Raw genomic sequence first — 14,197 nt, forward strand, 5'->3', positions numbered from 1 at the left:
CAAAAATATTTCATTTCAAGACGCTTATATCATTAAGCACAATTTCTACTAATTAATTATCATGTATAAAATTGAAGAATTGAATGACAGGCTGCTATCTGAGCTTAAAGAAATTGCAGAAAGTCTGGGCATCAAAAACTACAAGAAAGCCGCGAAGAAGGATCTGATATACAAAATTCTAGACGAGCAGGCCATCAACCCTAAGCCTGCAGCCGATATGAAGGCTGAAGAAAAGAAAAAAGAACAGCCTGCTGAAAAAGCAGACAAGAAAAAAGAATCAAAACCAGAGAAAAAGAAATCAAAGTCATCTGATGACTTGCTAGGAGATTTCAATCTGGAAGCTGAGTCATCAAAAAAATCTGATTCAAAAGAAAAGTCCAATAATCCGAAAGGAGATAAGAAGGACGACAACAAAGCAGAAGGAAAAGATCGCGCTCCAAGAGACAAGGAAGAACGAAAAGACCGTGGGGATCGCAACGACAGAGGAGATAGAAAAGATAGAAGACCAGACCAAAAGTCTAAGAGAGCGGAATACAACGAAAAAGTAAAAGAATTTGACGGTGTCATCGAGAACGGTGGTGTACTCGAAATCATGCAAGATGGCTACGGTTTCTTAAGATCGGGAGATTACAATTATCTCGCCAGCCCGGATGATATCTACGTTTCTCCTTCCCAAATCAAACTATTTGGTTTGAAAACAGGAGATTCTGTATTGGGTCAAATCAGACCTCCTAAAGATGGAGAAAAATATTTCGCTTTGTTAAGAGTTAGTTCTGTAAACGGAAAGACTACTGAAGAAATCAGAGACCGAGTTCCTTTCGAATACTTAACTCCTCTTTTCCCAGAAGAAAAACTGAATTTGAGCTACAAGCCTAGTGATTACTCTACCAGAGTAATGGATATGTTCTCGCCGATTGGTAAAGGACAAAGAGGTATGATCGTAGCGCAGCCTAAAACGGGTAAAACTGTATTACTTAAAAATGTAGCCAACGCTATTGCTGAAAATCACCCTGAAGTTTATCTGATGATCTTGTTGATCGATGAAAGACCTGAGGAAGTAACTGACATGGCAAGAAGCGTAAAAGCTGAAGTCATTGCTTCTACTTTTGATGAGCAGGCAGAAAGACATGTGAAAGTGGCAAACATCGTTCTTGAAAAAGCAAAGAGAATGGTAGAATGTGGTCACGACGTAGTTATCCTCTTGGATTCTATTACTCGTCTGGCAAGAGCGCACAACACCGTGGTACCATCAAGTGGTAAGATTCTTTCGGGTGGTGTGGATGCTAATGCACTTCACAAACCTAAGAGATTCTTCGGAGCAGCAAGAAATGTAGAAAACGGTGGGTCGTTGACTATTCTTGCCACTGCCCTGATTGAAACAGGATCTAAGATGGATGAAGTGATCTTTGAAGAATTCAAAGGTACTGGTAACATGGAGCTTCAGTTGGACAGAAAACTATCCAACAAGCGTGTGTACCCTGCTATCGATATTCCAGCTTCTGGTACTCGAAGAGAAGATCTATTGATCGACAAAGAAGAGCTACAAAGAATCTGGATTTTGAGAAAATTCATGGACGATATGAATTCAAGCGAAGCCATGGAATTCTTGCTTGGCAAGATGAAAGGCACAAGAAACAACCAGGAATTTTTGGTTTCTATGAACGGCTAAAACCGTTAGACAAAATACTTGAAAAAGCCATTCGATCCTGGTAGCAATCGGGACTGAATGGCTTTTTGCATTTTATACAGTCCAAATTATAATATTCTAATGCGAGGGTCGCCTAGTTAATCGTTTGAACTGATTGTTTTTTTTTATAAATTTAATTCCGCTTATCTCATACAGAAGTTCAATTTATCTATATTTGGAAATAAGCTGTGCCAACTGATGACTTGATTCATTTGTTGATATTTTAAGGCAAACATTATTAGAATCCACTTTACTTAAAGCTTAACGCTATGAATAAAATTGATCAAGGCTTACTAGATACCTGGAATATGTATGGCACTTATGCTTCATACGCTATTGCAGCTGTCGGTTTGTTGATCCTAATCGGTCATCTATTCAAACTTATGATCACCAAAGACCACAAGGAAAAATATGATTACATCAACATGTATGAAATCAATTTACTTTGGTATAGTGCACTTCTAATCATTATTGCATTGGCTGTGTATGCCAATACGCTAGTGGCAGAATCTGGCATGATGTGGTTCTTTGTTCGACTGTTTGTTACTACCATGTTTGCCATTATTGCTGGTGTTATTGTTCAGAATATTCTTAAATTTTACTATCCATTTTATATTGAAAAAAGGTTGAAGCTGCTAAGGTTTTCTCCACGGATCTCCCCTGATGGTCGAGCGATGAAACTTTTAAGTGAAGAGGAAGAGGATGTTTATTTGGATGAAGGAATGCAGGCGGAAGAGGATGCATTCTCTGTTGATTACGATGTTTGGATAGATGAAGAGTCAGGATATACCAAAATCGAAAAATATAACGGTAGACTTCATGCCTTGAAATGTAATGAATGTAACTATCAAACTTTGAAAGTAGATAAGGAAGAAATCGTTTCGTCGGCTACATTGGAAGCGGATGGGGAATTGGTAAAATATTTTACCTGCGGATATTGCGGACACAAGGAGAAAAAATCTTACACCATTGCAAGATTGAAAGCGCCAACTGAAACAGAATCATAAGATTTATTTCAGACAAAAACTTAAGCCATCTCGCCCAGATACCTATCGGAGCGGGATGGTTTTTTTATGCCTACGAAATAGCACTCCATTTTAGAGTAGCTATTTGATTTTTACTCAGATGTCGGGCCATTCGGCTATGGGCAGCGAGCTTTAATTCTGGGTCTTCAAATACGATCTTCTCCGCTAGGGCTCTTGCTTTCTTAAGCAATTCACCATCAGTCGTCAAATCTGCAACTTTCAGATCGAGCAATCCACTCTGTTGAGTCCCCATCAAGTCACCAGGGCCCCTCAGCTCCAGGTCCTTTTCCGCAATTTCAAACCCATCGGTAGTTGCTACCATACAACCGATTCTTTCTCTGGCTTCTTTGGATATTTTACTTCCTGTCATCAGAATACAATAAGATTGATCCGCTCCTCGGCCTACTCTACCTCGGAGTTGATGAAGCTGGGAAAGTCCGAATCTCTCAGAATTTTCAATAACCATCACTGAGGCGTTAGGCACATTTACTCCTACTTCTATCACAGTGGTAGCTACCATAATCTTCGTTTCCCCTCGAACAAATCGGTCCATTTCAAAATCTTTATCCTTGGCTTTCATCCTACCATGTAGGATACTCAAAGGTACCTTCGGAAACGCTCTTGATATACTTTCATAACCATCCATCAAATCCTTGTAATCCAGAGTGCTCGACTCTTCAATCAATGGATAAACCACATATACTTGTCTCCCTAAATCAATCTCCCGTTGGATAAACCCAAATAGCTTTAATCTTGATGAATCATACAAATGGGAAGTTTTTATTGGCTTCCTGCCTTTGGGTAGTTCACGAATAGTAGAAACTTCAAGGTCACCATAGAGCGTCATAGCTAGTGTCCTTGGAATCGGCGTCGCTGTCATCACCAGTACATGAGGATATACGTGTTTGTTTTTCTGCCATAGTTTTGCTCGCTGTGCTACACCAAACCTATGCTGCTCATCTATCACTGCCAACCCTAGTCGATCAAACTGAACATCATTTTCAATAAGCGCATGTGTGCCTACCAGAATACTCATTTCTCCCGATGCCAATTCTTCAAGGTATTTCTTTCTCAGACTTTTTTTAGTGGAGCCCGTTATCAAACCAATTTTTAGTCCGAGCTTATCACAATACTCTTCAAGTCCTTGAAAGTGTTGAATCGCCAAAATCTCTGTAGGCGCCATGATGGTGGTTTGAAATCCACTTCCTATCGCAATCAACATACAAACAAACGCAGTAATGGTTTTTCCGCTACCCACATCACCCTGTAAAAGTCGATTCATCTGATAGCCAGATTGTAAGTCAGTATAGATTTCCTTAATCACCTGCTTCTGGGAATCGGTCAACTCAAACGGTATGTGCTTTTCATAAAACTCACGAACCAAATGGCTCTTCTGAAAAATGATGCCTTTGTGAACTTCTTTTTGATCTGACTTCTCTCTAAATATTTTTAGTTGGATGAAAAACAATTCATCAAATTTGAGTCGTTCCAGCGCTTTGATTCTAGATGACAAGTTTCGCGGAAAATGTATGTCTCTGATTGCCGTATTTAAATCTACCAACCCCATTTGAACTCGAATGGCTTCATCAACGGTCTCCGGAATTCCGAATCCTTTCGTTTTGATTAGCTCCATTTGCAGCTTAGTAATAGCCTTGCTGTCTAGAAACTTTCGTTTGAGCTTTTCAGTCGTAGGATAAATGGGAAGCATTGTTTTTTTACCCGCTTCATTAGCTGGTGTTAAGACTTCAACCTCAGGGTGACTAATTGAAAACTTAGTTTGAAAGAGAGACGGCTTGCCATAAACGATATAAGGTATTCCAGGCTTTAGTTTAGTTTTCATCCATTTCACACCCTTGAACCAAATCAGTTCGATTTGCCCAGTAGCGTCGTTAAAAACAGCAGTCAGACGCTGTTTTCTTGCAGCACCCACAACTTCTACCCGCGCTATTGCACCTTTTATCTGTACGCTTTCACTATCTGGCTGAATTTGACTGATCGTTTGAAACTGGGATCGATCCTCATACCTAAAAGGAAAATGGTGAATAAGATCATGAAATGTCTGAATACCGAGTTCTTCATTCAGGAGTTTGGCCTTAGCAGGCCCGACACCTTTAAGAAATTCTATTTTGGTATCCATGAAGCTCGACATGCCTATGGATTATTGATCCCAAGTAAGTGTGTTGAGCATATGCAGCATGTCCATTTTTACATAGTTGATCACCGGACGAAGTGAATCATTTTGGGTGGCAGTTTTAAAATACAATGCACAACGTAAAAAATGATTTGTTGAATCAGTGACGTGAAACTGAAATTGTGTAGGCACCTCACCAGACAATTCCATAATGGTTGCTTTAATTCCATTGTTCAATGTGATGATAGATTCGTCGATAGCGTAGGCTTTCACTTTATGCTCAGAAGTCAACTTATACGAATCCATCAGGTATTCTTCTAGTGTTTTTCTGTCATTCTTTACCGGCTTATAAGTCACCTGAATATTCGCCCCAAGTTTTTCGTAATGCAGATCAAACCAATATCGTTCGGCTATCCAGGAACTATCTTTCAATATTTTTGCTTGTGTGGAGTATTCCATCTGAAATGGAAATGAATCCGCAAGCATTTGATACTGTGCCGGCATCAGATCAATTCTATTGTAGCCTTTAGGCTTAGGATTGAAATTATTACTTCCGCAGCCTACGGTTACTACCATCAATACCCAAACCCACCTTGTCATCATCTCGTAATATGTACTCTTACTTTTTTTATTCTTTTATCATTCACCGCCACGGTTGTAAAGGCAAAATTTTCAAAGACTATTTTCTCTCCAGCATTTGGGAGCATAGCATTAATCTCTAATATCAAACCGCCAAGCGACTCACTTTCACCCTTCACCTGATCGAATGCCTTATGATCAATGCCAGCAAGCTTACAAAAATCCATCAAGGATGTTTTGCCTTCAAAAATAAAAGTATTGTTGTCCAACTTACTATATGCCACATCCGAATCCTCATCAAACTCATCATTGATTTCACCTACTATTTCTTCGATTACATCCTCCATAGTAATCAAACCAGAAGTCCCTCCATACTCATCAACTACAATAGCGATATGTATTCTCTTTTCTTGAAAGTCCTTGAAAAGTGTGTCAATCTTTTTTGTCTCTGGGACAAAAAAACCTGGCCTCAATAATTCCTGCCATTTGAAATTTTCCTCCTCACTGACATATGGCAATAGGTCTTTGATATAAAGAATCCCTTCTATTTTATCAATTGTTTCCTTGAACACAGGAATTCTAGAGTAGCCAGTTTTATTGATTTGGTTCATTAGTTCATGAAAATCTGTTTCCAAATCTATGGCGGTAATGTCCATTCTGGACTTCATGATCTGTTTTACTGACAGGGTTCCAAAATTCACGATCCCTTTGAGAATACCTTTTTCTTCTTCCGTAGTTTCATCCTCAGCTGCCAAATCAAGTGCTTGATTCAAATCTTCTACAGACACTCGATATCCCTTCCTTTCGATCCGCCGCTCTAAAACATTACTTACTTTTATGAGCAACCAGGCCAAAGGCTGAAAAACCTTGAATGAAATGGAAAGTAATGTTGCCGTCCTTTTGGCAAATGCCATATTATTCTGATTAGCATACACTTTAGGCACAATTTCACCTAAAAAAACCATAAGAAAAGTAATGACCACTGTAAGCACAGCAATGATTGCCCCACCTGACAATACATCCCCCAATAATGCTGCAGTGACATAAGTAGACAACATGACTATTGAGATATTGATGAAGTTATTCAATATTAGAATGGTAGCAAGAAGTTGCTTCGGGTGACTCAACAATCTGGCGATCTTTTTTCTGCTTCTAGCATTCGCTTCTTCTTCATCCAAGAACTGATCATGGCTCAATGAAAAATAAGCCACTTCAGATCCTGATACCAGAGCAGAACCAAGGAATAAGAGACCTATGCCAATCAGACTAAAAACCAGCAAATAAAACTCACCGCTAGTAAATAAAGCTGTCAATATAAAATTTCCCGGGAGTGGGTCGTCCATTAGAGTATATTACAGTTTTTGATTAGAACGGTAGATCGTCAATTTCGTTCGATTCTTCTACCGGAGCCGAAGCACTAGAAGTATCGCTATTAGAACTGTTTTCAGCACTTGCAGCAGGAGCTCCTCCTTCAGATCGTGAGGGTCCACCTAATAGAGTCATTTCACGACCAACCACTTCAGTAATATATTTAGTTACACCTTCTTTGTCTTCATAAGAACGTGAAGTCAGCTTACCTTCAATATAAACCTGATTGCCTTTATTTAAATATTTCTCAGCAATTTCGGCCAAAGGAGTCCAAAGCACCACATTGTGCCACTCCGTATTAGTTACTTTTTCGCCTTGCTTATTTTTATAAGTCTCACTTGTTGCGATCGAAAAATTTGCTACAGCACGACCATTTTCTAAATGTCTAACTTCTGGGTCTTTACCCAAATTGCCTAAAAGGATTACTTTGTTTACTCCTGCCATTTTTTATTGTTAATAAGGTTGATTCTGGTGTTTAATTTACTGACAAAACTCATTATTCAAAAACAATTCAATTGGTTTTGGAACCGCATACTCTCCTATTTCATCGATCGAAATATCCATCATTTGTTTCTCTTTCTTCATATTTTGCCAAGCCTCCATCGACTTAAACTCAAATACCTGAAAATGAATATGCAACTTCTGGTGTGTCAATTGATGAACGATTTCTTTAGAACTATGCTGAAGTTTTGCTTCAACAAAGTTACTGTTTTTTAGGCTCTTTTCTGTCTCTTGTAAATCGAATTCGAAAAGGCCCGTCCATATATCGCCCGACTTCCTTTTCCGCATCAACACTCGATCGTCAAATGTAAATACCCGATAATTGAAATATCTCTGCTTCACCTTCACGTTCTTAGTTTTAACTGGAAGTACATTAATCATATTTTGCTGATTGGCAAAGCAGTGGCTCACAAACATGCACTCTTCACATTTCGGTGCTTTAGGCGTACACATAGTTGCCCCAAACTCCATTATCGCTTGATTAAAAACACCAGGGTCCTTTGGTGGCATCAATTGTTTCACCCTTTCAAAATAAACTTTGAAACTGCTTGCCTTAGCGATGTCAGCGGTAATCCCAAAAAGTCTTGAGAACACCCTAAAAACGTTGCCATCTACAGACGGTACATATTCATCAAAGCAAATTGAAGCAATAGCTGCAGCAGTATATTTACCAATTCCTTTGAGCTTCTGCAATTCAATATAATTGTCTGGAAAATTTCCAGCATAATCCTTTACAACCATAGCTGCACAAGTGTGCATATTCCTAGCTCGTGAATAGTACCCTAGCCCTTGCCAAAGTTTTAATATTTCATCTAAATCCGCGCTGGCGAATTCTTCAACCGTGCGAAAAGCATTCGTAAATTTTTGGTAGTAAGGCAATCCTTGATTGACTCGTGTTTGTTGCAAAATAATCTCCGACAACCAGACCTTAAAAGGATCCTTTGTCTCCCGCCAAGGCAAGTCACGTTTGTTAATATCGTACCACTCTAATAGTTGAGTAGAAAACCAATCTTCCATGGAATGTCGCTGATCTTCCTTTAAAGGCTTATTAATATTTCTCAATAATTGATTTTTTGTGTTTATTTGCCCTCTGAAATCGCTGAATTTCAGGCAACTAAATTACTTTGTAATTTATTTATCTTATTATTTATACCTAAAAAAATAGAGGTGACAAAGGCAGATGTGATCAACGAGATAGCAGAAAAGACAGGAATTGACCGATTGGACGTTCAGGCATCAGTGGAAGCTTTTTTTTCTGTAGTAAAAAATTCAATGGCGGACGGTGAGAATATTTACGTTCGTGGATTTGGTAGTTTTATCAACAAAAAACGCGCAAAAAAAATAGCACGAAACATCTCTAAGAATACTGCCATCATTATTGATGAGCACTACATTCCAAGTTTTAAGCCTTCTAAGGTATTTATTGAGAAAATAAAAAGCAGCAAGAAGATAGGTTGAACTCCTTTTCCTTCACCACCTAAACCATTCAAATAAGATAGAATATTAGCTTTGACACTTTACTATTTGGTCATTTAAAATTATTTCTTTTTAAGATTAAAAAAAGTGCTATCTTTGCGGACTGTTTGGGGAAGCATTGTCTTTGATTCACAAAGCGTATGGCCACCTGAACCAAAAAGGAATTTAAAAATTGTGTAGGCTGATATTGCTTATTGCAATTTGAAAATATAAAGTGTGGAGATGGATTTCCATCGAAGCGAAGAAATTAAACGAATTTAGAACATTTAACGAATTTAGATTATGCCTTGCGGTAAGAAAAGAAAGAGACATAAGATATCAACTCATAAGAGAAAGAAGAGGCTAAGAAAGAACAGACACAAGAAAAAATAATTGTGCTTTCTTGGGTTGTTTGAATTAATATTTGAACCTATAAAACATTTCAACTTTGAGTAACGAATTAATAATCAATTCAACTCAGAATGGATGTCGAATAGCCCTATTAAAAGATAAAAAATTAGCCGAGTTCCATCAGGACAATGATGGGCATCAATTCAATGTAGGCGACATATACCTGGGATCTGTGAAAAAAGTAGTTCCCGGGCTTAATGCCGCGTTTGTAGACATCGGATATGAAAAAGATGCCTTCCTACACTATTTAGATCTCGGCCCCCAATTGCAATCATTAATGAAATGCACCAAACAGGTGATTTCCGGTAAAATTTCCGGTAAAAACCTGAATGGATTCAAAAGATTGCCCGATATCAATAAATTGGGGAAAATGAACCAGGTTTTAACGAAAAACCAACGTGTTCTCGTACAGGTTGTAAAAGAACCTATATCAACAAAAGGGCCTAGACTATCCAGTGAGTTATCAATAGCAGGAAGATATTTGGTACTCGTACCATTTTCTGATGCTGTAAGCGTTTCCAAAAAAATTGGGGACAGTAATGAAAGGAAGCGTTTGCTTCGACTAATCACCTCTATTAAACCGGAGAATTTCGGTGTCATCATTAGAACGGTGGCTGCCGGAAAAGATGTCGCTGAACTTGACAGAGATTTAAGCGGATTGGTTGAGAAATGGTCTTCAGGAATGCAAAAACTGAAGAAAGTCAAACCAAACGAAAAAGTCATTGGCGAAATGAATCGCGCCAACTCTATTCTAAGAGACGTATTAAATGAATCTTTTGACAGTATTGTCGTAGACGATAAAGCGCTTTACAAAGACGTCAAGAGTTTCATACAAGACATTGCTCCGGATAAAGAAAAGATCGTAAAGCTATATACTGGAAGAGTCAAGATGTTTGAGTCTTACGGAATAGAAAAGCAGCTTAAAGGATTATTTGGTCAATCAGTCAGTATAGATGGAGGTGGTTATCTCATTATCGAACATACTGAAGCACTACATGTAGTAGACGTCAATAGCGGCAACAAGTCCAACGCGGAAGACAATCAGGAAAATACTGCCTTGAAAGTAAACCTTGATGCAGCAAAGGAAATTGCTCGTCAGCTTCGTTTACGCGACATGGGAGGCATCATCGTAGTCGATTTTATCGACATGAGAAAAGCAGAAAATAAAAAGCTGCTCTTCCAGAAGATGAAAGAGGAAATGAAGACTGACCGTTCGAAATTTACGGTGCTTCCTTTATCCAAATTTGGCTTGATGCAAATCACGCGTCAGCGTGTGAGACCTGAGGTAGATATCAAAACTCGTGAGGTTTGTCCTACATGTGATGGTACTGGCAAAATTACTGCATCAATTTTGGTCACTGATCAAGTTGAAAAGGATTTAGAACATTTGATTACTAAGCAAAATGAAAAGAAGCTGACCATTTCATTACATCCCTATTTGTATGCCTTTTTCACCAAAGGCTTCATTTCAAGGCAATGGAAGTGGTACTTCAAATATAAAAGATGGATTACCCTAGTAGAAGATTCGTCTGTGCCAATTACACAGTACAATTTTCTAAATGGGTTAGGAGAAGAGATCGAACTTTAAGTTCGATCTTTTTTTTGCTTAAAACTTTAATCCAACCTTAAGATCTAACATATCCATTTTAGTAATGAGCTCGTTGGTTGCTTGAGATGATTTCACAATATTCACTAAGCCTCTATCGTAGAAAATGCCGCCGTAAATAATTGTATTTACTCCTGCTCCATATTCTATCCCTACACCTCCAGTAAATGAGCAATCGAAGAATTTAAATTCGTCAATAAGTGTGTAGTCTTCTTTAAATGGTTCGTTGAATAATTTAATCTCACCCTTGAAACCAATTTGAAAAAAGGCCTTCAAATCAGGTTGGATCTCACTTGTAAATAATTTTAAGGTAACTGGTAGCTGAAGGTAATGTACTTTATAATCTTCTGTATAGGCACTTCCACCATCTGGGTGTATAGTATATCCCGCACGCTTAGGCGCAAAAATCAACCCTGTACTGAACGCATAGGTCTCGGACAGCATAAAGTCTGCTTCCAACCCAAATTTAAATTTTACCACAGACCCATCTTTGGTAATATCACCAAATGAATCATCCACATATTTCACTCTGTTCATAGAAACACCTGTTCCAACTACAAGGCCCAACTTTGGTTGTGCATACGAAAAGAATGATACTATAATAAGCAAGGAGGCAAGAATAATTTTCTTCATGAGAAATTAAAATAAATAAATAGTTTTGTCATTCTTTAAATAGAACCTCCACGGAGGTCTTACCATTACAAATCTAAAGTCCACAGACTTGAAGCAGCGAACAATTTATCAATTTATTCTAATATTATTTAGTGCCACATTAGGAATTACAGGTCTTGAATCCTGTGAAAGCAATGATTGCGACCAAAAAAACAACTTCAAAGAGATCGAAGTTGACATTAACGTTGAGCGGCTTGAAGATGATTTGAAGAGGTTAAAAGATGTCGACAAAACATTAGCCTTCTTTCATGAAAACAGAATCATGACAGATTTTTTTCTTGATGCCAACCAGTACCCTAATGATACCATTCTGGCCAGACGACTGTATAGGCTATTGCAGCAACCCTCAATTGATACCCTCATTTCAGATTCGAAAACTTATTTTTCGGATTTCGATAAAAATATTGAAGAACTAACTGCCGCCTACCAGTTTATCAAATTTCACTACCCTGACGCTAAAGTGCCAAGAATTCAGACCATTGTTTCTGGTTTCTACAATGATATGTACATCTCAGATTCGCTTATCGTCATAGGACTCGATTATTTTGCAGGGCAAAATGGCCGGTATTTCCCCAATGATATTCCAAGATATATTGTGAAGCGATACATGAAAGAAAGCCTATCTCCTATATTGTTGAGCTTTATTTCAAACGAATTCAACTTGGCAGATCAGTCACATGGCACTCTCTTAGCTGACATGGTGAATCTGGGAAAATCATATTATTTCGTAGAGCAAGCGCTGCCATGTAAAGCAGACTCACTTATTATTGGGTACACTACTCAGGAGATGCACGCAGTCCGAACCAATCAGGAAATCATTTGGGCGAATATTATTGAAAATGAAATGCTCTATGAAACGAGTCATTTCCTAAAGAATAAATTCATTGGCGAAAGGCCAAACATCGCAGAAATTAGTGAGAATTGCCCCGGTCGAGTGGGAGCATGGATTGGCTGGCAAATTGTGAGAAAATACATGGATCAAAATCCCGAAGTGTCCTTTACGCAGCTCATGGCTGAAACTGATGCACATAAAGTTTTTCAGAAGTCAAATTATAAACCCCGAAACGAGGCTAATTAAAAAGCTGCCGGATAAAATCTTGCTGCTTTTTGGACTGAATCTTTAAATCAAATCTCTCTTCTGCCAGACGTCTGGAATTCTCTTGACAGGTTTTGAGTAGATCCGTTTGCCTCAAGAAAGGTGGAATTTTTCGAGCAAAATCTTCCGCCGAGTTCGCTACAAACCCACAGCTTTCACTTTCAATAAGTTCCCCAATCCATCCATCAAAATTAGTGACGACAAGCTTGCCTGCTGCCAACGCATCAAAGAACTTATTTGGACTGCCGGTGTGCAATGATTTAAATGATGCGAATGAAATGATCATCGCGTCTGAAATATTGATCACCTCAAGAATTTGTGACTTATTCATGGGTTCGTAGAATTGGATGTTTGTCAATTCTAAATCACGTGCTTGCTTTTCGACCATTTTTTTCTCAGCACCTTCACCCACCATCAAAAATTTGATCGGCAATTGTTGAACTGCTTTAGCAAAATTCACCCAATGGCTCAAATCATTAGCCAAACCGAATGTGCCTGTATAGCTAATTACAAATTGATCCTTAACATCATATTTCTCAATCCAATTATCTTTTTTGGAAACAAACTCAAATCGTACGCAATCAGAAACATTAGTAACAGTTTGAACTGGGATATTTGGAGCAATCAATTGTAAATGATTCGATATGGATTCGGACAACCCTACCAACCCACGTGCATGTCTATAAAAAACACCCTCCAGCCAAGTCAAAAGTTTTTGTTTCCACCTTGCCTCTAATAGACCCATTTCGATAGGAACTGTAGGCCAAAGGTCACCCACTTCAAAAATGTATGGCCTGCCAAATAAAAATTTATTGAACAAAGCAACTACTCCTGTAGACAAAGGCGTAGTCATGACATAACAAAGGTCAATCTTTCGATGTGAGAATGATTCTTTGGTAGCCAAAATCATAAATTTAATAAATGCTTTACTACGTGTACTGAAATTCATTTCATTGCTATAGGCCACAGGCAAATAGATCACATCAATTCCTTCTACAAGCTTTCTTGCACGATGCTTCTGATTATGCGCCGTAATCATAGTTACAGAAAAACCGTTGTCCACCAATTCCTTCGCCAGATAATAGGATCGCAAACTCCCTCCTTCTTCGGGCCTCCTAAAGTACTGATGAATATATAATACCCTCAATGAATGTTTATTTCCTTAAAGAATTTATTAAATTAGTCGCTACTGCTTGAATGTCTTCAACAAACTAAATTACTTCGTGTATGAGCGAAAAGCTAACTGTCAGATTAAAAACCCTACATTGTTATCAAAACGATGAAGAACAATTTGACGATATTTTCCTGAAGTTTAATGGAAAGAAAGTTTGGCCAAAGGACAAAAAACATGAAGACGTCAGAATCAATACCAAGCATGCATTAGAGGTAGACCTTCCTGATCTCACCCCAAACAAAGAGGTTGCCGTCGAAGTCTGGGATCATGATGTAATTTCCCCAAATGACCTTTTGGGAACGGCATTCTTTGTTCCTGACAAACCAGGTGGACCATATACAGTAGATATGCGTCCTATTAATGATAAAGAAACAGCACGATACAGTATAGATTGGGAAATTCTCAAATGAGAATAGCAGCATGCCCACAAATAGGATTTTAACTTTTTAAAGATAGCGCTTTGAAATTTATCTGCTTCTTAATAGTTCTTTG

The 14,197-nt window shown here is 38.3% G+C and carries 13 protein-coding genes; 6 read left to right on the plus strand and 7 right to left on the minus strand.

What is annotated here, in order from left to right; genetic code table 11:
• Nucleotides 1-61: 61 nt before the first annotated feature.
• Nucleotides 62-1,669, plus strand: coding sequence for a transcription termination factor Rho (gene rho, locus ACOQO5_RS02590; protein WP_420580116.1), 1,608 nt, complete (start codon nucleotides 62-64; stop codon nucleotides 1,667-1,669).
• A gap of 287 nt (nucleotides 1,670-1,956) precedes the next feature.
• Nucleotides 1,957-2,694: a hypothetical protein gene (locus ACOQO5_RS02595; RefSeq protein ID WP_420580117.1), complete on the plus strand. Its 738-nt coding sequence runs from the start codon at nucleotides 1,957-1,959 to the stop codon at nucleotides 2,692-2,694.
• A 70-nt stretch (nucleotides 2,695-2,764) separates the two neighbouring features.
• On the opposite strand, the gene recG is transcribed toward ACOQO5_RS02595, so the two are convergent.
• Genes recG through mutY form a run of 5 tightly spaced genes read right to left on the minus strand, consistent with a single transcriptional unit; the run spans nucleotide 2,765 to nucleotide 8,353 of the window.
• Nucleotides 2,765-4,861: an ATP-dependent DNA helicase RecG gene (gene recG, locus ACOQO5_RS02600; RefSeq protein ID WP_420580118.1), complete on the minus strand. Its 2,097-nt coding sequence runs from the start codon at nucleotides 4,859-4,861 to the stop codon at nucleotides 2,765-2,767.
• Between the two features lie 9 nt (nucleotides 4,862-4,870).
• Nucleotides 4,871-5,446, minus strand: coding sequence for a gliding motility lipoprotein GldD (gene gldD / locus ACOQO5_RS02605; RefSeq protein WP_420580119.1), 576 nt, complete (start codon nucleotides 5,444-5,446; stop codon nucleotides 4,871-4,873).
• Nucleotides 5,443-6,765, minus strand: a complete 1,323-nt coding sequence (gene gldE, locus ACOQO5_RS02610) for a gliding motility-associated protein GldE (RefSeq protein ID WP_420580120.1) — start codon at nucleotides 6,763-6,765, stop codon at nucleotides 5,443-5,445. Before gldE ends, gldD begins: the two co-directional genes overlap by 4 nt.
• A gap of 22 nt (nucleotides 6,766-6,787) precedes the next feature.
• Nucleotides 6,788-7,234: a single-stranded DNA-binding protein gene (locus ACOQO5_RS02615; protein WP_420580121.1), complete on the minus strand. Its 447-nt coding sequence runs from the start codon at nucleotides 7,232-7,234 to the stop codon at nucleotides 6,788-6,790.
• Between the two features lie 36 nt (nucleotides 7,235-7,270).
• Nucleotides 7,271-8,353, minus strand: coding sequence for an A/G-specific adenine glycosylase (gene mutY, locus ACOQO5_RS02620; protein ID WP_420580122.1), 1,083 nt, complete (start codon nucleotides 8,351-8,353; stop codon nucleotides 7,271-7,273).
• A 105-nt stretch (nucleotides 8,354-8,458) separates the two neighbouring features.
• Between mutY and ACOQO5_RS02625 the strand changes: the two genes are divergently transcribed.
• Nucleotides 8,459-8,749, plus strand: a complete 291-nt coding sequence (locus tag ACOQO5_RS02625; protein WP_348180714.1) for an HU family DNA-binding protein — start codon at nucleotides 8,459-8,461, stop codon at nucleotides 8,747-8,749.
• 445 nt (nucleotides 8,750-9,194) lie between these two features.
• Entirely contained in the window at nucleotides 9,195-10,745 is a 1,551-nt protein-coding gene (locus ACOQO5_RS02630) for an Rne/Rng family ribonuclease (protein WP_420580123.1), read from the plus strand.
• Between the two features lie 18 nt (nucleotides 10,746-10,763).
• Here the strand turns inward: ACOQO5_RS02630 and ACOQO5_RS02635 are convergent, their stop codons facing one another.
• On the minus strand, nucleotides 10,764-11,396 hold the full coding sequence (locus ACOQO5_RS02635; protein WP_420580124.1) for a porin family protein: 633 nt from the start codon (nucleotides 11,394-11,396) through the stop codon (nucleotides 10,764-10,766).
• Nucleotides 11,397-11,484: 88 nt separating this feature from the next.
• Between ACOQO5_RS02635 and ACOQO5_RS02640 the strand changes: the two genes are divergently transcribed.
• Nucleotides 11,485-12,513 carry a gliding motility lipoprotein GldB gene (locus ACOQO5_RS02640; protein WP_420580125.1) on the plus strand — a complete coding sequence of 343 codons (1,029 nt, stop codon included), beginning with the start codon at nucleotides 11,485-11,487 and terminating at the stop codon, nucleotides 12,511-12,513.
• Here the strand turns inward: ACOQO5_RS02640 and ACOQO5_RS02645 are convergent.
• Complete coding sequence (locus ACOQO5_RS02645) at nucleotides 12,506-13,678, minus strand: glycosyltransferase family 4 protein (protein WP_420580126.1); 1,173 nt, start codon at nucleotides 13,676-13,678, stop codon at nucleotides 12,506-12,508. The two genes, ACOQO5_RS02640 and ACOQO5_RS02645, sit on opposite strands and share 8 nt — an antisense overlap.
• Nucleotides 13,679-13,758: 80 nt before the next feature.
• Between ACOQO5_RS02645 and ACOQO5_RS02650 the strand changes: the two genes are divergently transcribed.
• Nucleotides 13,759-14,115, plus strand: a complete 357-nt coding sequence (locus ACOQO5_RS02650) for a hypothetical protein (RefSeq protein ID WP_420580127.1) — start codon at nucleotides 13,759-13,761, stop codon at nucleotides 14,113-14,115.
• The last annotated feature ends 82 nt before the right edge of the window (nucleotides 14,116-14,197 follow it).

Source organism: Reichenbachiella sp. (assembly GCF_965223055.1).
Taxonomy (GTDB): Bacteria; Bacteroidota; Bacteroidia; order Cytophagales; family Cyclobacteriaceae; genus Reichenbachiella.

Bases quoted from the DNA above. Each gene is read 5' to 3' on its own strand.
- rho (WP_420580116.1), top strand. From the start codon at position 62: ATGTATAAAATTGAAGAATTGAATGACAGGCTGCTATCTGAGCTTAAA.
- ACOQO5_RS02595 (WP_420580117.1), top strand. From the start codon at position 1,957: ATGAATAAAATTGATCAAGGCTTACTAGATACCTGGAATATGTATGGC.
- recG (WP_420580118.1), bottom strand. From the start codon at position 4,861: ATGTCGAGCTTCATGGATACCAAAATAGAATTTCTTAAAGGTGTCGGG.
- gldD (WP_420580119.1), bottom strand. From the start codon at position 5,446: ATGATGACAAGGTGGGTTTGGGTATTGATGGTAGTAACCGTAGGCTGC.
- gldE (WP_420580120.1), bottom strand. From the start codon at position 6,765: ATGGACGACCCACTCCCGGGAAATTTTATATTGACAGCTTTATTTACT.
- ACOQO5_RS02615 (WP_420580121.1), bottom strand. From the start codon at position 7,234: ATGGCAGGAGTAAACAAAGTAATCCTTTTAGGCAATTTGGGTAAAGAC.
- ACOQO5_RS02635 (WP_420580124.1), bottom strand. From the start codon at position 11,396: ATGAAGAAAATTATTCTTGCCTCCTTGCTTATTATAGTATCATTCTTT.
- ACOQO5_RS02650 (WP_420580127.1), top strand. From the start codon at position 13,759: ATGAGCGAAAAGCTAACTGTCAGATTAAAAACCCTACATTGTTATCAA.